The organism is Stenotrophomonas sp. TD3 (assembly GCF_001939825.1).
Taxonomy (GTDB): Bacteria; Pseudomonadota; Gammaproteobacteria; order Xanthomonadales; family Xanthomonadaceae; genus Stenotrophomonas.
In genome coordinates, this window is the sequence record NZ_MOYM01000001.1 from 3,055,842 (window position 1) to 3,073,502 (window position 17,661).

General features: G+C 67.5%; 15 protein-coding genes. 11 read left to right on the forward strand and 4 right to left on the reverse strand.

Going from position 1 to position 17,661, the window contains the following annotated elements; genetic code table 11:
* Positions 1 to 33: 33 nt before the first annotated feature.
* From BKE09_RS14270 to BKE09_RS14280, 3 genes are read left to right on the forward strand one after another with little or no spacing between them, the layout of a single operon-like run.
* Positions 34 to 1,359, forward strand: coding sequence for an ABC transporter permease (locus BKE09_RS14270; protein WP_075676159.1), 1,326 nt, complete (start codon positions 34 to 36; stop codon positions 1,357 to 1,359).
* 10 nt (positions 1,360 to 1,369) lie between these two features.
* The gene (locus BKE09_RS14275) at positions 1,370 to 2,584 is read left to right on the forward strand and encodes an FtsX-like permease family protein (RefSeq protein ID WP_014038601.1); all 1,215 of its coding nucleotides are present in this window, start codon (positions 1,370 to 1,372) and stop codon (positions 2,582 to 2,584) included.
* Positions 2,585 to 2,637: 53 nt separating this feature from the next.
* Positions 2,638 to 3,333 (forward strand): ABC transporter ATP-binding protein, encoded by a 696-nt coding sequence (locus BKE09_RS14280; protein WP_075676160.1) that lies wholly within the window; start codon positions 2,638 to 2,640, stop codon positions 3,331 to 3,333.
* Between the two features lie 79 nt (positions 3,334 to 3,412).
* Here BKE09_RS14280 and BKE09_RS14285 read toward each other — a convergent pair whose 3' ends face one another.
* Complete coding sequence (locus BKE09_RS14285) at positions 3,413 to 6,661, reverse strand: autotransporter serine protease (RefSeq protein ID WP_240502918.1); 3,249 nt, start codon at positions 6,659 to 6,661, stop codon at positions 3,413 to 3,415.
* 275 nt (positions 6,662 to 6,936) lie between these two features.
* Between BKE09_RS14285 and BKE09_RS14290 the strand changes: the two genes are divergently transcribed.
* The 3 genes from BKE09_RS14290 to BKE09_RS14300 all read left to right on the forward strand — a co-directional run bounded on the left by BKE09_RS14290 (position 6,937) and on the right by BKE09_RS14300 (position 8,202).
* The gene (locus BKE09_RS14290) at positions 6,937 to 7,455 is read left to right on the forward strand and encodes a Rossmann fold nucleotide-binding protein (RefSeq protein WP_075676162.1); all 519 of its coding nucleotides are present in this window, start codon (positions 6,937 to 6,939) and stop codon (positions 7,453 to 7,455) included.
* Positions 7,456 to 7,546: 91 nt separating this feature from the next.
* Positions 7,547 to 7,747: a hypothetical protein gene (locus BKE09_RS14295; protein WP_075676760.1), complete on the forward strand. Its 201-nt coding sequence runs from the start codon at positions 7,547 to 7,549 to the stop codon at positions 7,745 to 7,747.
* Positions 7,748 to 7,851: 104 nt separating this feature from the next.
* Positions 7,852 to 8,202, forward strand: coding sequence for a VOC family protein (locus BKE09_RS14300; protein WP_075676163.1), 351 nt, complete (start codon positions 7,852 to 7,854; stop codon positions 8,200 to 8,202).
* A gap of 15 nt (positions 8,203 to 8,217) precedes the next feature.
* Here BKE09_RS14300 and BKE09_RS14305 read toward each other — a convergent pair whose 3' ends face one another.
* Positions 8,218 to 8,847, reverse strand: a complete 630-nt coding sequence (locus BKE09_RS14305) for a TetR/AcrR family transcriptional regulator (RefSeq protein WP_075676164.1) — start codon at positions 8,845 to 8,847, stop codon at positions 8,218 to 8,220.
* Positions 8,848 to 8,972: 125 nt separating this feature from the next.
* Between BKE09_RS14305 and BKE09_RS14310 the strand changes: the two genes are divergently transcribed.
* Entirely contained in the window at positions 8,973 to 10,445 is a 1,473-nt protein-coding gene (locus BKE09_RS14310) for an MFS transporter (RefSeq protein ID WP_075676165.1), read from the forward strand.
* A gap of 11 nt (positions 10,446 to 10,456) precedes the next feature.
* On the opposite strand, the gene BKE09_RS14315 is transcribed toward BKE09_RS14310, so the two are convergent.
* Positions 10,457 to 10,768 carry a KGG domain-containing protein gene (locus tag BKE09_RS14315; protein WP_075676166.1) on the reverse strand — a complete coding sequence of 104 codons (312 nt, stop codon included), beginning with the start codon at positions 10,766 to 10,768 and terminating at the stop codon, positions 10,457 to 10,459.
* A gap of 194 nt (positions 10,769 to 10,962) precedes the next feature.
* Here BKE09_RS14315 and BKE09_RS14320 point away from each other — a divergent pair, with 194 nt between their 5' ends.
* Positions 10,963 to 12,447: a DUF4434 domain-containing protein gene (locus BKE09_RS14320; protein WP_075676167.1), complete on the forward strand. Its 1,485-nt coding sequence runs from the start codon at positions 10,963 to 10,965 to the stop codon at positions 12,445 to 12,447.
* Positions 12,448 to 12,451: 4 nt separating this feature from the next.
* Here BKE09_RS14320 and BKE09_RS14325 read toward each other — a convergent pair whose 3' ends face one another.
* Complete coding sequence (locus tag BKE09_RS14325) at positions 12,452 to 12,916, reverse strand: MarR family transcriptional regulator (protein WP_075676168.1); 465 nt, start codon at positions 12,914 to 12,916, stop codon at positions 12,452 to 12,454.
* 49 nt (positions 12,917 to 12,965) lie between these two features.
* Here BKE09_RS14325 and BKE09_RS14330 point away from each other — a divergent pair, with 49 nt between their 5' ends.
* The 3 genes from BKE09_RS14330 to BKE09_RS14340 all read left to right on the forward strand — a co-directional run bounded on the left by BKE09_RS14330 (position 12,966) and on the right by BKE09_RS14340 (position 17,614).
* A complete protein-coding gene (locus BKE09_RS14330; protein WP_075676762.1) occupies positions 12,966 to 13,877 on the forward strand; it encodes a S41 family peptidase in 912 nt (303 codons plus the stop codon).
* A gap of 98 nt (positions 13,878 to 13,975) precedes the next feature.
* Positions 13,976 to 14,869 carry an NAD(P)-dependent oxidoreductase gene (locus tag BKE09_RS14335; protein WP_014038589.1) on the forward strand — a complete coding sequence of 298 codons (894 nt, stop codon included), beginning with the start codon at positions 13,976 to 13,978 and terminating at the stop codon, positions 14,867 to 14,869.
* Positions 14,870 to 15,082: 213 nt separating this feature from the next.
* Positions 15,083 to 17,614: a methyl-accepting chemotaxis protein gene (locus tag BKE09_RS14340; protein ID WP_075676169.1), complete on the forward strand. Its 2,532-nt coding sequence runs from the start codon at positions 15,083 to 15,085 to the stop codon at positions 17,612 to 17,614.
* Positions 17,615 to 17,661 lie beyond the last annotated feature (47 nt).

A 17,661-nucleotide genomic window follows, 5' to 3' on the forward strand; every position in this document is an offset into this window, starting at 1 on the left:
AAGTCGATACAGGGTGCAGAAAAGGGTGCGGGCATGCGCAGGCTGATCTACTGCGCGCAGGTGGCGCTGCACAATACACTGCGGAGCAAGGCCATCACCGCCCTGATGGTGCTGGCCATCGCGGTGGGAATTGGAGCCAGCATGACCACCTTGACCGTGGTCTACCTGCTGTCCGGCGATCCCTTGCCCGGGCGCAGCGGTGACCTCTACTACCCCCAGCTAGATGCCAATCCGAACTCGAAGGGCCGCGAGCCGTACGACGTGCTGGACTATCGCTCGGCCTTCGACCTGTGGTCGTCGGGGCGCGCGGACCAGCAGACACTGGTGGTTACCAATCCGGTCAAGCTGCGGCCCGATCAGGGCAGCGCGCCACCGGTCATCCGCTCATCGATCTCCACCACCACCGACTTCGCGACGATGTTCGCGGTGCCGCTGGCGCATGGACGCTGGTGGTCGCGTGAGGAAGATGACGCGCGCGCACGTGTGGTGGTGATCTCGTCGGAGCTCAACGAGCAGATGTTCGGTGGGGGCGACAGTGTGGGGCAGACGCTGCGGGTCAAGGACACCGCGATGCGCATCGTGGGCGTACTCGCGCCCTGGCGGCCCTCGCCGCTGTTCTACAAGGTGCGAGGCGGCCGCTTCAGCGGCGGCAACACGTCGGGTTTCTTCGCCTCGGCCGATGATCTGTTCATGCCGCTGACCTCCAGCCTGGAGATCAATGACGGCGACTTCGTGCCGTTCACCTGCTGGTCCACGCCGGAGGAACGCGGCCGGCTGCAGACCGCGCCGTGTGTCTGGGTACACCTGTGGGTCAAGCTGGACAGCGCAGCGAAGGTGGCCGCCTATCAGCGGTTCCTGCAGAACTATGCCGCTGAGCAGAAGGCCCTCGGCCGGATCAGCCACGCCGACAACACGCGGCTGCGCTCATTGATGCAATGGCTCGACTTCAACCAGGTGGTGCCCAGCGACGTGAAGCTGCAGGCCATCCTGGCCTTCGCCTTCCTCGGCATCTGCATTGCCAATGTGGTCGGTCTGCTGCTGGCGAAGTTCCTTCGCTACAGCGGCGAGATCGGCTTGCGTCGTGCGCTGGGCGCAAGCCGCGCTGCGATCTTCCTGCAATGCGTGGTCGAGGCCGCGCTGGTGGGTGCACTCGGTGGCGCGCTGGGCCTGTTGCTGACCTGGCTCGGCCTGAGCGCGGTGCGCAGCCAGCCGGTGGCCTATGCGGACCTGGCGCGGCTTGATACCACCATGTTGCTGTTCACCCTGGCGCTGTCGGTGCTGGCCAGCCTGCTGGCGAGCCTGATTCCCGCGATCCGTGCCAGTGCGGTCCAGCCCATCGCCCAACTGAAGCTTCTGTAGAGGAACCACCATGCAGATCGGCATCGTACTTTCGGCCCTGCGCCGGCACCGCCTGGCGACCTTCCTCATCGCGATGGAGATCGCACTGGCCTGCGCCGTGCTGTGCAACGCGATCTTCCTGATGATCGAGCGGAACGCTGCAATGCAGCTGGTCAGCGGCCTGGACGAGTCACGCCTGGGGGTCATCCAGCTCGACGGCATCGACGCCGAGCGCGCCAACGATGTCAACGCGCGGGTCGTTGGCGCATTGCGGGGGCTGAGTGGCGTGACGGCGGCCGGGCTGGTCAGTGCCATGCCGTTCGGCAGCCCGGGCGTGCGTGCCGGCGTCAACCTGGACGAGGATCAGCAGGTGCCCGGCGGCGTTCTGGATTTCTACCTGGCCGATGCCGTGGCCCTGGACGCGCTGCAGCTGCACCTGGTGGGGGGACGCATGCCCGGTGCGGACGAGTTCGCACCGACCGATGAACTGGTGCCGGCCAATCCCCCGGCGCTGGTCACCCAGGAGCTGGCCCAACGTTACTGGCCCGGCGAAAGCGCCGTGGGCAAGAGCCTGTGGGCGATGGATACCCGGCTGCGGGTGATCGGCGTGGTCGAGCACATGGCCGTGTCCCGCCCCGGCCGCGGTGAGGCCAAGGGCTCGGACTGGTCGGTGATCGTGCCTGCATCGCAGGGACCGCGCCTGACCGGCCGCTATCTTGTACGCGCCGAGGCCGGCGACATGAACCGCGTGATGCGCGATGCGCAGCAGGCAATCCGCCGTGTCGCGCCGGACGTGGTGTTCGATGTCGAAGGCAGCCGGCGCATCTCCGAACTGCGCGAGCGCCATTTCGAAGGTGACCGGGTCATGATGGGGCTGCTGGGCGGTGTCATCATCGCGCTGCTGGCCGCCACTGCCCTGGGCATTGTCGGACTGGCCAGTTACTGGGTGGAACAACGTCGCAAGCAGATCGGCATCCGCCGCGCGCTGGGGGCCACGCGCACCGATGTGATGCGTTATTTCCAGATCGAGAACCTGCTGATCGTTTCCATCGGCATCGCCGCCGGGGCTCTGCTGGCCTACGCGATGAACCTGACCCTGATGCGTTTCTACGAACTGCCGCGCCTGCCACTGCTGTATCTGCCGGTCAGTGCGGTGATCCTGCTGCTGCTGGGGCAGGCGGCGGTACTGGTGCCGGCGCTGCGCGCCGCAGCCATCGCGCCGGTGGCGGCCATTCGTTCGTTGTGAGTCCTGCAGCGGCCCTCGCCGGTCACTGCTTCCATCTGCAAGCGAGAATTCCCATGCTCAGGATGCAAGGCGTCAGCAAAGTGTTCCAGGTGGGTGAGGTCATGACCCATGCATTGCGCTCCATCGACCTGTCGGTACAGGAGGGCGATTTCCTGTCGATTACCGGCCCTTCCGGCTCCGGCAAGTCCACACTGCTGAACATCCTCGGTCTGCTCGAGGGCTTTTCCGGCGGCCACTACGCGATCGGCGGCGTGGACGTCGGCGGCATGCGCGACGCGGCGCTCAGCGCGCTGCGCAACGAGAAGATCGGCTTCGTGTTCCAGGCGTTCAACCTGATTCCGGATCTGACCATCCAAGCCAATGTGGAGGTGCCGCTGCGCTACCGTGGCATGGCGGCAGCCGAATGCAGGCAACGCGTGGTCTCGGCACTGGCCCAGGTCGGACTGGGCAGCCGCATGTCGCACTATCCGGGCGAACTGTCAGGTGGGCAGCAGCAGCGCGTGGCGATCGCCCGCGCCATTGCGGGTACTCCGGCCCTGCTGCTGGCCGACGAGCCGACCGGCAACCTGGACTCACAGATGTCGCAGGGGGTCATGGAGATTCTGCGTGAGCTCAACCAGGGCGGCATGACCATCATCATGGTGACGCACGACAAGGAGCTGGCGGCGTGCGCTGGTCACAGCGTCCACATCGTGGATGGTCAGATCGTCGAGGTCACAGCGCAGGCCATGCAGGCGCTGTGCGCCTGAGCTGAAAGGGAATCACACGCAAGCAGAAGGGGCGGCCGAACGGCCGCCCCTTCTGTTTTCATCGCAAGGCAGGCACGGGTCAGAAGCGCACGGACCAGCGTGCATTCGCACCATGGTCACGACTCTCGCTGCCGAACTGGCCGCTGTAGCCCAGTTCCAGCTGCTGTCGCGGGGTCAGCCAGGCCGAGAGGCCCAGTTCGGCCACCACCGCGTTGTCGGCAATCGGTGCGCCGTTGACCGCGAACGTGGAGCTGCCGTTGGCAAAGGCAAGATTGGCGACCTGGCTGCGATCCCCCGAGGCACGGCGATAGCCGACGCCACCGCGCAGGTGCAGCCAGCTCTCCTGCTGGAACGAAGCCTTCAGTCCCTTGTCGAAGCGCACGCCGGCGGTGGCGACCGTGGTTCCGGTGTCATCCACCTTGCCCTGCAGCGCCGCTGCTCCACCGCGTTCGTTGATGCGCTTGAGGTCCACTTCCACGCGCGCCACCTGCAGGTACGGTTCCAGCCCCGCTTCCGGGCCACCGAAGCGGTAACCGGCTTCGATGAAGGCCTGGCGTGTACGGGCGTCGTAGCGCGCGCTCAGGCTGTCACTGAAACCTGCGAAGGCAACATCACGCGTACTCTTCACCTCGTGCTTGCTCCACGCCACACCGCCGCGCAGGCCGAAACCGCCCCAGTTGTGGCTGGCGTAGGCACCGAAGTGCGTGTTGTCGATCTTCGACTTGGCGCGGCGGTCCTGCTGCTTCACGTCGGTGCGGCCGGTGCCGGCCAGAACGCCAACCTGCCAGCCGGAGAACTCGCGGTCGATGCCGACCAGCAGGCCGTTGCTGTTGGCTTCGGTACGGGCGGTGTTGAAATCACCGTCCAGCTTGCTGTTGCCACCGATGGCCTGCACCCATGCACCCGTCGTATCACCCGCGTCGGTGCCGGGGGCCGCAGCGCCGGCACGGCGTGACAACGCGGCATCGCGCACGTAGCGGCTGCCCTCGACCAGGGCGATGGCCGTGGCCGGATGCAGCTCGCCGCTGAGACCGTCGAGCACGCCACCCACCTGCTGCGGGAACAGCTGGGTCAGCGGCTTGGGCAGGCCCTGGGCGATCGGCAGCAGGTCGGCCGCCGCCGCCACTGCACGCTGGTTGGGGGTGTTGGCAGCGGTGGTCAGCGAGGCGCCACGGGCGACATCGATACGCGTGCCATTGGCCCCGTAGGCCAGGCTGAACTGCAGGAAGGGCGAGAACGCGCTGAAGTCGGTCTTGGCGAACTGGCCGCTGATGCCACCGTCAGCACGCAGGAAGTTGAACTGTTCGCCGAGGTAGTACACGCCTGGTTCCGGCAGCGCGACCAGGGTGCCGCCAAGAGTGGCGGTGCCGGTCACATGCAGCTGGTCACTACGGCCACCTGGTGCCAGCTCCGCCGCATAGACGCCGGTGGCGCCCTGCACGTAGTTGCCGTTGATGGTCAGCGTGCCGATCGAGTTGCCCGGCGCGATGATGCCATCCACGCGGGTGTTGCCGAGCGTGCCGACGCCCTTCAGCAGGCCGTTGGCGCCGACCGTGGTGGTGCCGCCGGTCTGCGTGCCGTTGAAGGACACCACGCCACCATTGACCACCAGGTTGCTGTTGTTCAGTACGCCGCTGGCACTGATCGTGCTGACGCCCCCGGTGGTGGTCAGGGCGGTGGAGACCAGGCTGCCGTTGAGCAGGAACTGGCCACCCTGAACCTCGACCGCTGAGGTGAGCGTGTTGGCACCGTTCAATTCCAGCGTACCGTCCTGCAGTACCGCACCGTTGAAGCTGTTGTTGCCGCTCAGGCGCAGCCAACCGATACCGGATTTGGTCAGCTTGCCCGGGCCGCCGATGTCGTTGGTCCAGTTGTCCCAGGCATCGCCTTCCCAGACCTTCAGGCCGCCGGCCTTCTGGTTCATCACCACGTTGGTATCCACACGCAGCGAGCCATAGCCTTCGATGGCCTTGCGCAGGTCGACCATGCCCCAGCCGTAGATCGCGTCGATACCCGGCGCGCCGAGATCGCGTGCGGTGGTCAGCAGTACGTCGCGGACCTGGGCGTTGTCCAGATACGGGAAGCGTTCCATCAGCAGGCCGAGAGCGCCGGTGATGTGCGGCGCGGCCATCGACGTGCCGGTCTTGGTGCCGTAGACGTAGTTGGTGTTCTCGCTGTCGATGATCAGCCGCACGTAGGCGGAGGTGTTCTCGATGCGGCCCTGGATATCGCCGGAGACGATGGTGCTGACGATGTCGGTGCCGGGGGCCGAGATGCACCAGTTGGCGGCAACGCCGCAGATGCTGGAACTGCCATCGATCACGTAGTCGGTTTCACCTGCGGCGGCATTGGGCCGGCGGACGTTGGCGACCGCCAGCCAGTACGGTTCCAGTTCGGGCTTCCAGCGCGGCATCGAGGCGGTGATGCCGGCAACCGCACCGCTGCCGTTGCCGGCCGACCACACCTGGATGAGGGTGGAGCCTGGGGTATCGCCGTTGTTGGCGTAGATGCTGCCGTACACGCCGTAGTCGGCACCGATGCTGGCGTACTGCTGGTCCAGCGCGGCGGCGGTCATGTTGCGCGTGGAAATGCCCCAGCTGTGGTTGATGGCGCGTACACCCTGCGCCTGGATCTGCGCATACATGTCCAGCGTGGCGGCATCATCCGGATCGGTGCGGTACACCGCGCGCGGGCGATAGAAATTGTCGGGGTCAAGGCGCCACTCGTAGTAGGTGTCACCGAACACGCGGGCGGCGGTGAGATCCGCACCAAAGGCCACGCCATGCATACCGGTGCCATTGCGGTTCGCGCCGATGGTGCCAAGCACATGCGTTCCGTGGTCGGCGTAGCTGAAGCCATAGGGCTGGCCGGCGGCGATCAGGCGTGCCGCGAGTGCGGCCGGAACACCGGCGCCGAGGCCGTAGTAGTTGTAGCCGGGCTGCTCGCCGCGGGTCTGTCCGCAGGCGCCGGTGCCTGCGACGACACCCGGCGTCGCACAGTCGGCACCGATGGTGATGCTGGAGGTATTGCGTCCTGCAAATTCCGGATGCGCCAGCGCGGAGCCCGAGTCGAACAGCGCCAGGCGGACGCCCTTGCCGGTCAGGCCGCGTGCATAGGCGTAGTCCGCGCCCATCGCGCCCAGGCCCCAATCGGCGTTGAATTCATCGCTACGCCAACTGGCCGGATCGCCCGGGTTGCCGAGGACGGCGGTGCTGCTGGTGGCAGGTGCAGTGGCCGTGGCTGCAGGTGCCGTGCTGGCAGCGGGCTGCGCCCACGCAGCCTGCAGTTGGCGCTGCTGCTGCCAGGCATCAAATGATTCGCTGGCCATGGCCGGCAATGCGGCGGCCAGCAGCAGCGAACTGGCGACGGCAAGCGCCAGCGGGCGGTGCGACAGGGAGCGGGACGAACGGCCGTACAGCGGGTGATTCGTCGGACAACTTCCTTGGTTGACGGACAACAAGGCCGTTAACGCCAAGGCGTGGCGATATCCCCCAGTAATGTGAAGAGAATTTTATGAACGTGTTAATGTTTTGTGATCGGTGCATGGCGTGGCTCCGCCGGGCAGGCACCGTGACCCTTCCTTCCGAGGCATTGGAACCGTCCATGCGTACCGCATTCCGTAAACCACAGTTGGCGATATTGGGTAGTGCTGATCCTGGCAGCGACGCGTTCGAGCGTGCAGCTGAAGCAGGGCGTTTCCTGGCCATCCAGGGCATCACGGTGGTCAGTGGCTGTGGCAGCGCCGCTACGCGGGTGGCTGCCGAGCAGGCGATCGCCGCCGGTGGCCAGGTGCTCAGCGTCATCCCGGAAGGCAGCATGCCGCCGGCCGATTGGCCGGCCACGGTGGTGGTGCCCTGTGGCATGGGGGATGCGCGCAACCTGATCATGGCCCTGGCCGGTGATGCCTGCATCGTCATCGGTGGGCGCGCCGGCACGATCTCGGAGGTTTGCCTGGCGTGGCTGCACAAGCGGCCGTTGCTGCCGCTTGTAGGGGCAGGTGGCTGGTCCGACGCGCTGCCGGACAACCCGCCGGACGAGCGCGGCAATTCGCCGATCCTGCCGTGGCGCAACATTGATGAGCTGGCCGAGCAACTGCGTGTCCTGGGGATGCTGCAACACTGAGTCCAGCCGCATCCACCTTCACCCAATGTCCCGTGTGCAGCGCTAAGGTGGCCCGGCCTGGGCTCACCAGGCTTATCAAGGAGTGATGTCGATGCGTACTTTCAGGAAAGTGATCGCCTGTGCTGTGTTCGCGTTGGCCTGCAGCGGCTCGGTGGCCGTGGCCGGACCGGTCCAGCCCTGCGATTTTCCCTGCTGGAAGGCCTACCAGGCGTGTGTAGCCGGTGGGGGTGATGCCATGGAATGCCAGTACGAATACGATCAATGTGTCATGGATCGCTGCGGCGCGGTGTAAGCCCGGCCATGATCGGCTGATGACGGGCCCCGTCCATGACGGGGCTCTTCTGTTTGTGCGCAAGGTCGGGCAGTCTCGACGCATTCTTCCTGGTGGAGTGCAACATGGCCGTCACGCGTGTCGTCGCCAACATCGCCACGTCTGATCCCGCCCGTGCCGCTGCGTTCTATGGCGAGCTGCTCGGCATGCCAGTGGTGATGGACCATGGCTGGATCGTCACCCATGGCGGGCAGGGCAGTGCGCTGGCGCAGGTCAGCTTCGCCAGCGAAGGAGGTTCCGGCACACCGGTGCCGGACCTGTCGATCGAAGTGGACAATCTGCAGGAGGTGCTGGAGCGCATGCGCGCGGCCGGCATCGCGCTGGAATATGGCCCGGCCGACGAGCCCTGGGGCGTGCGGCGCTTCTTTGTCCGCGATCCGTTCGGTCGGTTGTTGAACATCCTCGCCCACGCCTGAGCGACGGCCAGCGCTTCAGCGACGCGTGCCGCCACGCTTCGGGGCCGGTGACACGCCGACCATGCGCAGGCAATCGGCCACCACCGCCGCAATGAAGGTATCCGCGTCCTGCGCGGGCGCAGCGATCAGGTCATCGGTGGCGCCGTGCACGCCGGCATAGATCAGCGAGGCCGTGACCTGCGGTGCCGGCAGCTGCCACAGGCCTGCACGGGTGCCCGCCTCGAGGATGCCGAGCAGCTGCTGCTGGATGGCGTTGCGCTCGGCATTGCCGCGCTGGTGGTGGTGATGGTTGGCGTAGACGACGTCGTGCAGCGCATGCGTGCGCACGTAGGTCTCGATGTTGGCGCGGATCCAGGCGCGCAGGCGCGCCACGCCATCGCGGGCAGGCTGCTGCTGTACGGCGTGGTCGACCTCGGCCATGAACTGCTGCGTGTAGCGCTGTGCCAGCGCCTGCAGGATCTCGGTGCGCGAGGCGAAGTAGGTATAGAACGTGCCTTTGGCCACGTCGGCGGCGGCCACGATGTCGCTGATGGTGGTCGCGTCCACGCCCTGTGACAGGAACAGCGCCTGCGCGGCGTCCATCAGCTCTTCCTGGCGGGTTTCAGCGGGTTTGGTACGGGGCCTGGCGGCAGCGGGGATCTGCATGGGGCGGGGTCCGGGTGCGACGGTGCTTATTCTAGCCGTCCTCCTGTATTGACTGACCGCCAGTCATTGACCGACGGTCAGTCAGTCAACTACGATGCGCCTACATCCTCCCCCGGGATCTGTACATGCAACGCTTCCGACGGCCGGCTTTGGTGCTCGCGGCCTATCTGGGCACCTTCCTTGCCTCGCTGGACATCAGCATCGTCAACGTCGCGCTGCCGACACTGCAGCAGGCACTGCACACCGACATGGCGGGACTGCAGTGGGTGATCAATGCCTACGCCATTGCCCTGTCGGCGGTGATGCTGTCGGCGGGACCGCTGGGTGACCGCTACGGCCACCGTCGCATGTGGTTGCTCAGCGTGGCGACCTTCACCGTGGGCTCGCTGCTCTGCGCCTGCGCAGGCAGCCTGCCGGCACTGGTGGCGGGGCGGGCGGTGCAGGGTGTGGCCGGTGCCCTGCTGATTCCCAGTGCGATGCCGATCCTCAGCCATGCGTTTCCCGAAGCGCGCCCGCGTGCACGCGCGATCGGTGGCTGGTCGGCGTTCAGCGCGCTGGCGCTGGTGCTGGGGCCGCTGCTGGGCGGTGAACTGGTGCAGCGCGCCGGTTGGCCCAGCATCTTCCTGATCAACCTGCCGCTGGGCCTGCTTGCCTTGGCGTTGGGGGCCTGGGGCATTCCGGAGCGGCGGCATCCGCAGCAGGCCGCGCTGGACCCGGTCGGGCAGCTGCTCAGCATTGTCGCGCTGGGTGCGCTCAGCTATGGCCTGATCGCGATCGGCGAGCACGGCCCTCTGGCGCTTGCAACGCTGCTGGCACTCGGCATCGCGGCATTCGGCCTGGCGCTGTTTGCGTGGGTCGAGCGTCGCGTGGCGCGGCCGCTGCTGCCGCTGGACCTGTTGGCGATGCCTGGCTTTGGCATGCTCAACCTGGCCTCGTTCGTGCTGGGATTCACCGCCTATGCCAGCCTGTTCTTCCTGTCGCTGTTCTTCCAGCAGGCGCAGGGCCACGATGCGGCGCAGGCGGGCTCGCAGCTGGCGCCGCAGTTCGTGCTGATGGGCGCGGTGTCATTGTTGTTCGGCCGTCTGGTGACACGCATCGGGCTGCATACCGCGCTGGTGTCGGGGTATGCACTGACCAGCGTGGCCTTGTGTGCGATCGCCACGTTTGCGCCGGGCACGGGGCGTGGCCACGCCAGCGCCCTGCTGATGCTTCTCGGCGTTGGCATGGGCCTGGCGGTGCCGGCGACCGGCATGGCGGTGATGGCGTGCGTCCCCGCCGAGCGGGCCGGCATTGCGTCGGCCACGATGAACGCCCTGCGCCAAGCAGGCATGAGTCTGGGCATCGCGCTGCTGGGCAGCCTGATGGGCCTGCGCGCCGTGCACCAGTTCGCTGCGACCGCGCAGGCAGCAGGGCAGCCCGCGCTGGCGGCGCAGGCGCGCGCACTGATCCTGCAGCCGTCGTCATTGCTGCCAGGGGCGCAGACGCTGGCCTGGTACCGCGGCGCCATCGCCAGCGGTTTCGGCTGGGCGATGGCCGTCGCCGGCGTGCTGGCCCTGCTGGCGACGCTGGGCCTGTACCGCCAGCGCCAGCGCGCTTGAGTGCGCTGCAGTCAGCCCTGCTGGCGTTGCGGCCCCTCCTCCGTGGTTGGCGAAGATTCGGCCGCGTGCTGCTGTTGCTGCTGCCGTGCGTTGGCGTGGCGCGCGTGCCCGCCTTCGCGGCCGATCGCTGCCATGTGCTGGCGATTGCGGCTGATCGCCTCGCCGCCCTTGCGGCCTGCCACGCGTGCCTCGGCCGGGCTGAACTCATGTGCATTGCCGGACGCATGCGCGGCGCGTCCCCCCTTTGCGGCGATCGCGCGCTGCTTGTCCTGGTCCATCGAAGCGAAGCCGCGATGGGAGGTGCCGTGATGCTGGTCAGCCATGTGAAGGCTCCCGGTGCATGGAAGGGAAGCTCATCCTTGCGCGTGCCCGGCTAAGGGAGTGTCCGCGCTGGCGGCGCGGGCTTCACGCCACACCGCCCTGCCTTTCACGGCGCAGCTACGCTGCTGCGCGTCGGGCGCGGCTTGGCTAGGATGGGCCGGCATGCCGGATGGCAACCCAGACAGGAAAGGACACCATGAACAGATTCGGATGGCTCGCACTGCTGGCCTGCGCTGCGCCGGCCCATGCGGACAACGCATTGCTGAGCGGTAGTTTCGTCCACTTCGGTTACTCGTCCACCGATGAGCAGTTGCCGGCGGCACAGCTGCCGATGTTCCTCGATGAACTGCAGGACCTGGGCAATGACACGCTCATCATCGGCCAGACCCGCGCCACGCGTGCCGGCGTGGGCTGCGCCAGCAGCGCGCAGGATTTCGAATGGATCGCCGGCTTCCCGGCCAAGCTGGGAACGGTGCTGGACGCCGCCGCGGCGCGCGGGATGAAGGTCGTGGTCGGCACGACCTACAGCTCGGGCCAGTGTGCGACGTTCTGGCAGGGACCGAACGCCGCAGCGGTGGCGCAGGATGCAGCACAGTCAATGGTGCAGCTGGCACAGCACTATGCAGCGCACCCGGCATTCGCCGGCTGGTACATCACCGATGAGCCCGCGCAGGTGCCGGCCGACCGTGCGTCTTTCTACCGCGCGATCGTCTCCACACTGAAAGCAGCGACGCCGTCCAGGCCGGTGATGGTGGCGCCCTATCTGGCGTCGTCCAGCGTCGACCCGGCCAGCGTGGCCAGTGCTGCGCTACGGTTCCGCTCCGCCACGGGGGTCGACGTGCAGATCTGGCAGGACGGCATCGGCGCGGCGTCGCACGCGAAACTGTTCCAGTGGGATCGACCGGGCTATTCCACCGAGCAGTACTACCAGGCGTTGTCGGCGCAGCTGGGCGCCAGCGCTGTGTGGGCCGACATCGAGCTGTTCAACCATGGCAGCCCGCTGTTCCTTGATACCGGCAACGGCCTGTCCGGTGCATACCGGTCGGCTTCGGTGCAGCGCATCAACCAGCAGTTATGGAGTGCGCGATCGGCCGGCAAGCGCGTTGCCTGGCTCAACCAGTACCACATGTCCGAAGTGGTCGGCCCCGGCCAGGGCTATGGCGAGGCGCCGCGGATGATGAACACCTATCGCGGGTTGTACGGGTTGGGTGCCTCGTACCTCGTCGATCCGGTGCAGACCACTTATCACTACAGCGTGGCGCCGGCGGCCAGCTATCCCGACAGCAGCGGCCATGAGTTGTTCGACCGCCGTGTAGGTGACCCGCGCAATCCGATGGACGCGGGCTGGGTAGGCGTGCACGGCAACGTCAGCATCACCATCGACCTCGGGCAGCGCCGACGGGTGGACTGGATCGGCCTGCACACGATGACCCGCCCGGCCTGGGGCATCGTCACGCCGACGTCGGTGCAGGTGATGTGCGCCGAGCCGGGAACGACCGCCGTCCCGATCGGCACGCTGTCGGCACCCTTCACCCAGTCCGGCGTGATGGGCTCGACCGAAGAGGAGTACGTGCTCGGCAATGCAGCCCCCCTGGCTGCGCAATGCCGCACGCTGGAGCTGCGCGTGGCCAACGGCAGCTGGACCTTCCTCAGCGAGATCGAGATGGCCGCAGAGCAGTAGCGCTTCAGCGACGGCGGGCGTCCTGCAGGCGCTGTGCGAAGGGCCGTTGTTCGAGCGCCACCAGTGCTTCGCGCAGCACCTGCTCCAGCGATTGCCCCAGATCGGCATCGAGGCTGCGTGCCGCCACTGCGGTGGCCTGCCATTGCGCCCGCAGCACAGGTATCGCGCGCTGCGCGCGTGGGCTCAACTGCAGGATGCGTTCGCGCCCGTCGTCACCGTTGGCAGTGTCCAGCCAGCCATCGCGCACCATCGCCGCCACGGTCTGGCTGAGCGCCGAATGGCTGAGCCCGCAGGCCAGCGCGAGGTCCTTGATCCGGCAGGGGCCCTGCGCCATCAGCGTGCGCAGCACCGGCGTGTAGCGCGGCCGGTAGTCCAGGTGCAGGTCCTGGTAGGCCTGCTCGACGGCCGGGTCCAGCTGGTCGAGCAGGGCGCGCAGCAGGGTACCCAGCGTGGCGTGTTGGAGATCCATGACCGGGATGATATATAAGCACTTATATATATTCAATGCGGGGTGGATGATGGCGGTCTCCTGGATGCTCGGCGCGTTGCTTGCGGCGGCCTGCCCCGCGCAGGACGGGGTCCTGCAGGCGGCCGCCAGCGCCGTGCAGGCGCAGTACCTGGACGAGGCGGAGGGCGCCCGCATCGCCGCCGCTCTGCGCAGCTGGTCGACGCAGCAGCGCTATGCGGACAGCTGCTCGGATCCTGCTGCGTTCAGCGCACGCCTGAACCAGGACCTGGACGTGTTCGATGGCCACTTCCACGTTGAACGCGTGGACGCGGCGGCCGGCCAGGACGACTGGTTGATGGCCTGGCGCGCCGATGCCCGCAGCAACGGCGCCGGCGTGCGCGAGGTGCGGGTGCTGGAGGGCAACGTTGGCTACCTGCGTTTGAGTACCTTCTATCCGCTGGATCTGGCGCGGCCGAAGTTCGCTGCGGCCTTCACGCTGTTGGCCGACACCGATGGCCTGGTGCTGGACCTGCGCCAGAACGGCGGCGGCGACGACGCAAGTGCCGATCTGCTGGTACGGACGCTGCTGGACGCGAAGATCGGCACGGTGCAGCAGCTGGACCAGCGCGGCCGGCGCACGCCGGTACCGTTGCCGCCGGCGAGCCTGCCCGCCTACCTGAAACCGCTGGTGGTGCTGATCGACCGCCGCACCGGTTCGGCGGCCGAGTTCGTCGCCTATTCGCTGCAGGCACTGGGCCGCGCACGCATTGTTGGCACGCGCAGTGGCGGCGCAGCGCATATGTTTGGTGATCCTGTGCTGCTGCCCGATGGCTATCAGATCAGCATTCCCGACCGGCAACCGATCAACCTGCGCACCGGCGGCAACTGGGAAGGCACCGGCGTGAGGCCTGATGTGGCCGGCGGCGACGATCCGCTGTTCATCGCGCGGCAACTGCTGGCGCCCGTAAAGTCGTCAAGATGAACGCACGATTGCATGGCTGTCCTATCGCAGATGCGCGAATGCATGCCTAGAATCGAAGCATCCCGGTAGTTCCCGGGCGCTTCGAGTGAATGGACTCAATGAAGATTCTGTTGACCGGCAGTTCCGGGCGCATCGGGCGCGCGATCTTCGGTGCATTGGCGGCCGCCCACGAAGTGGTGGGGCTGGATCGCAGCCCGTTCGCCACCACGCGCATCATTGCCGATGTCACCGACCGCCAGGCCGTCGCACGCGCGGTAAAGGGCGTGGACGCGGTCATCCATACTGCGGCCCTGCATGCCCCGCATGTCGGCCTGGTGCCGGACGCGGTGTTCCAGCAGATCAACGTGGAGGCAACCGCGCACCTGCTGCAGGCCGCACGCGAAGCCGGCGCACGGCGTTTCGTGCTGACCAGCACCACGGCGCTGTACGGCCATGCCGTGGTAGCCGGTGGCTGCCGTTGGATCGACGAAGACACCGAGCCGCTGCCGCGCACGATCTACCATCGCACCAAGCTGCAGGCCGAGACCCTGGCTGAAGCTGCCGCCACGCCGGGCTTCAGCGTTCGCGTGCTGCGCATGGGCCGGTGTTTCCCGGAACCGCCCGAGCGCATGGCGATGTTCCGCCTGCATCGCGGCATCGACGCCCGCGATGTGGCCAGCGCACACGCTGCACTGCTGCTCGACGAAGGCGCCCGATTCGCCCGCTACCTCGCCTGCGCACCGACGCCGTTCCGGCGCGAGGACTGCCTGGAACTGGCCACCCACCCGCGCAGCGTGCTGGCCCGTCGCGCGCCGCAGCTGCTGGCCGAGTTCGAACGCCGTGGCTGGCCGCTGCCATTGAGCATCGACCGTGTCTACGACAGTGCCCGCCTGCGCAGCGAGCTGGGCTGGCAACCGTGCTTCGGGCCGGACGACGTGCTGCAGCAGTATGCCGTCGGCAGCATCGAGGTACTGCCGCGCGCGCAGTGGATCAAGGACCGCGTGGCCGAGTGAGGCCATCGCGGGGGGGCGGGTAGCTGAGCCGACCCTGAGCGGATTCAGGAATGTGTAGGCGGGTCGCCTCAACCTCGTTGGCGGGCGGCCGCTAACCCGGTGCGCTTCCAGCGCCGGGACCACCCCGGCGGCCGGCGGCCTGCGCGACGGATCGCGCGCCTGCGCGGTGCCCTCGTGGTGCCGGTCGTCCTGAACTGCCTTGCGGACCCTCCCATGCCTTCTTCCCGCTCCGCCGCTGCCCGCCGCCCGGGCAGCATCGCCCACAAGCTGATGCTGGGCACCGCCGCGATCGCGCTGCTGTGCTTCGGCCTGACCGCGTTCCTGATCTACCGACAGGCCAGCGCCAGCCTGATCAGCGCCTCGCGCCAGACCATGACCAGCGAAGCCAACGCCGAAGCACGCCAGGTCTCGGCCGATCTGGGTACTGCCTTCGCCAGCAATGACGCCATGGTCGAGACCGTGCTGGCCCAGCGCGCCCGTGGCGATGTGCCCGATCGCGCCAGCCTGGCCGCCGTGCTGGGTGAGCAGCTGCGCACCCATCCGGAATGGCTGGGCAAGAGCACCATGTGGGAGGCCGACGCCTTCGACGGCAAGGATGCGGCGTTCGTCAATACCGAAGCGCACGACGCCACCGGCCGCTACATGAGCTACTGGGCCTGGCATGACGGCAAGCCGCAGCAGTCGGTCATGACCGACTACACCGAGACCGCCAGCGGTTCCGGTGACTGGTACATGGTGCCCAGCCGCGACAAGCTCCCCAAGGTCAGCGAGCCCTATGCCTATGACATCGGCGGGCAGCAGGTGCTGATGAGTACGCTGAGCACGCCGATCATCGAGAACGACAGGTTCCTCGGTGTATTCACCGTCGACTTCTCGCTGGCGGCACTGCAGAAGCACCTGGCCACGTTGAAGCCGATGGGCGCCGGCCGCGTCGAACTGCTGTCGCCGAAGGGCGTGGTGTTGGCCTCGGCCAACGCCGCCGAGATCGGCAAGCCGCGCAACGATACGCTGACCCGCAGCATGCTCGCCGAGATCGCCGCCGACCGTCCGTTCGAGGCCTTCAGCCCCGACGCGGCCGGCAACGTGCGGGTGTATGTGCCGCTGCGCGTGGGCGATGCTCCGCAGCGCTTCGCGCTGGGTGTGGTGATGCCGCATGCGGTGATCGTGGCCGAAGCGCGCCAGCTGCTGTGGCTGACCCTGCTGGTCGGCGTGATCGCCGCGCTGACCCTCAGTGCCGGTGTCTATGTACTGCTGCGCCGCCTGGCGATCCGCCCGCTGGCCGAAGCGGTGCGCGTGGCCGGTGACGTCGCCGCCGGCAAGCTGGACAGCACGCTGCCGGCGCGCAGCAACGACGAAGTGGGGCGCCTGCTGGACGCGATGCAGGGCATGCGCGGCCAGCTGCAAGCGGTGATGGCTGCGCAGGCCGAAATGGCGCGCCGCCACGATGCCGGTGAACTCAGCTACCGCATGGATGCCGCGACGTTCCCGGGTGAGTACGGTCGCATGGTGGCCGACAGCAACCAGCTGGTGGCCTCCAGCAACGCGGTCACCCAGCGTCTCGTTGAAGTGATGCAGCGTTATGCCATCGGCGACCTCAGCGTGGACATGGAAGCACTGCCGGGCGAGAAGGCGGTGTTCACCGCCGCGATGGCGACCACCAAGAGCAACCTGGCCGCGATCAACGAGCAGATCCAGCAGCTGGCCGCCGCTGCCGCCGCCGGTGATTTCGCCGTGCGCGGTGATGCACTGCGCTTCGACCACGATTTCCGCCGCATGGTGGAGACCCTGAACACCATGATGCAGGTCAGCGACCACAACCTGGCGGCACTGTCGACGCTGCTGCGCGCGATTGCCGCCGGTGACCTCAGTGCCCGCATGCAGGGCGACTTCCACGGGGTGTTCGCAGTGATGCGCGACGATGCCAACAGCACCGTGCAGCAGCTGACCCAGATCGTCGGCCAGATCCAGCAGTCGGCGGCCAGCATCCGCCTGGCCGCCGGCGAGATCGCCGCCGGCAACAGCGATCTGTCGCGGCGCACCGAACAGCAGGCCGCCAACCTGGAAGAAACGGCCGCGTCGATGGAAGAACTGACCTCCACCGTGCGCCAGAATGCCGACCATGCGCTGCAGGCCAACACGCTGGCCGGTTCCGCGGCGGGCGTGGCCAGCGAAGGCGGCCAGGTGGTCAGCCAGGTGGTGCACACCATGGAGCAGATCGAGGCGTCGTCGCAGCGCATCGCCGAGATCATCTCGGTGATCGATGGCATCGCGTTCCAGACCAACATCCTGGCGCTGAACGCGGCAGTGGAAGCGGCGCGCGCCGGTGAGCAGGGTCGCGGCTTCGCCGTGGTCGCCAGCGAAGTGCGCGCACTGGCGCAGCGCTCGGCCGGTGCTGCGAAGGAGATCAAGGAGCTGATCGACGCCTCGGTGGCGCAGGTGGGTGCCGGTGCGCAGCTGGTGCACGGTGCGGGCCGCACCATGCAGGAGATCGTCGGCCAGGTCGGCCGGGTCAACGAGATCATGGCCGAGATCTCGGCGGCCTCGCGCGAGCAGTCGGCCGGCATCGAGCAGGTCAACCAGACCGTGGTGCAGATGGACGAAACCACCCAGCAGAACGCCGCGCTGGTGGAGGAAGCCAGCGCCGCCGCGCGGGCGATGGAAGAGCAGGCCGAGCAGTTGGCGGTGGCGGTGTCGCGCTTCCGCCTGCAGGCCGAGCCGCAGGTGCCGTCACGCCGCGCAGCTTGAGGCACTGCATGAACGAGAACGCCCGGCCAGGGCCGGGCGTTCTCGTT

Bases quoted from the DNA above. Each gene is read 5' to 3' on its own strand.
- BKE09_RS14270 (WP_075676159.1), top strand. From the start codon at position 34: ATGCGCAGGCTGATCTACTGCGCGCAGGTGGCGCTGCACAATACACTG.
- BKE09_RS14275 (WP_014038601.1), top strand. From the start codon at position 1,370: ATGCAGATCGGCATCGTACTTTCGGCCCTGCGCCGGCACCGCCTGGCG.
- BKE09_RS14280 (WP_075676160.1), top strand. From the start codon at position 2,638: ATGCTCAGGATGCAAGGCGTCAGCAAAGTGTTCCAGGTGGGTGAGGTC.
- BKE09_RS14285 (WP_240502918.1), bottom strand. From the start codon at position 6,661: ATGGCCAGCGAATCATTTGATGCCTGGCAGCAGCAGCGCCAACTGCAG.
- BKE09_RS14290 (WP_075676162.1), top strand. From the start codon at position 6,937: ATGCGTACCGCATTCCGTAAACCACAGTTGGCGATATTGGGTAGTGCT.
- BKE09_RS14295 (WP_075676760.1), top strand. From the start codon at position 7,547: ATGCGTACTTTCAGGAAAGTGATCGCCTGTGCTGTGTTCGCGTTGGCC.
- BKE09_RS14300 (WP_075676163.1), top strand. From the start codon at position 7,852: ATGGCCGTCACGCGTGTCGTCGCCAACATCGCCACGTCTGATCCCGCC.
- BKE09_RS14305 (WP_075676164.1), bottom strand. From the start codon at position 8,847: ATGCAGATCCCCGCTGCCGCCAGGCCCCGTACCAAACCCGCTGAAACC.
- BKE09_RS14310 (WP_075676165.1), top strand. From the start codon at position 8,973: ATGCAACGCTTCCGACGGCCGGCTTTGGTGCTCGCGGCCTATCTGGGC.
- BKE09_RS14315 (WP_075676166.1), bottom strand. From the start codon at position 10,768: ATGGCTGACCAGCATCACGGCACCTCCCATCGCGGCTTCGCTTCGATG.
- BKE09_RS14320 (WP_075676167.1), top strand. From the start codon at position 10,963: ATGAACAGATTCGGATGGCTCGCACTGCTGGCCTGCGCTGCGCCGGCC.
- BKE09_RS14325 (WP_075676168.1), bottom strand. From the start codon at position 12,916: ATGGATCTCCAACACGCCACGCTGGGTACCCTGCTGCGCGCCCTGCTC.
- BKE09_RS14330 (WP_075676762.1), top strand. From the start codon at position 12,966: ATGGCGGTCTCCTGGATGCTCGGCGCGTTGCTTGCGGCGGCCTGCCCC.
- BKE09_RS14335 (WP_014038589.1), top strand. From the start codon at position 13,976: ATGAAGATTCTGTTGACCGGCAGTTCCGGGCGCATCGGGCGCGCGATC.
- BKE09_RS14340 (WP_075676169.1), top strand. From the start codon at position 15,083: ATGCCTTCTTCCCGCTCCGCCGCTGCCCGCCGCCCGGGCAGCATCGCC.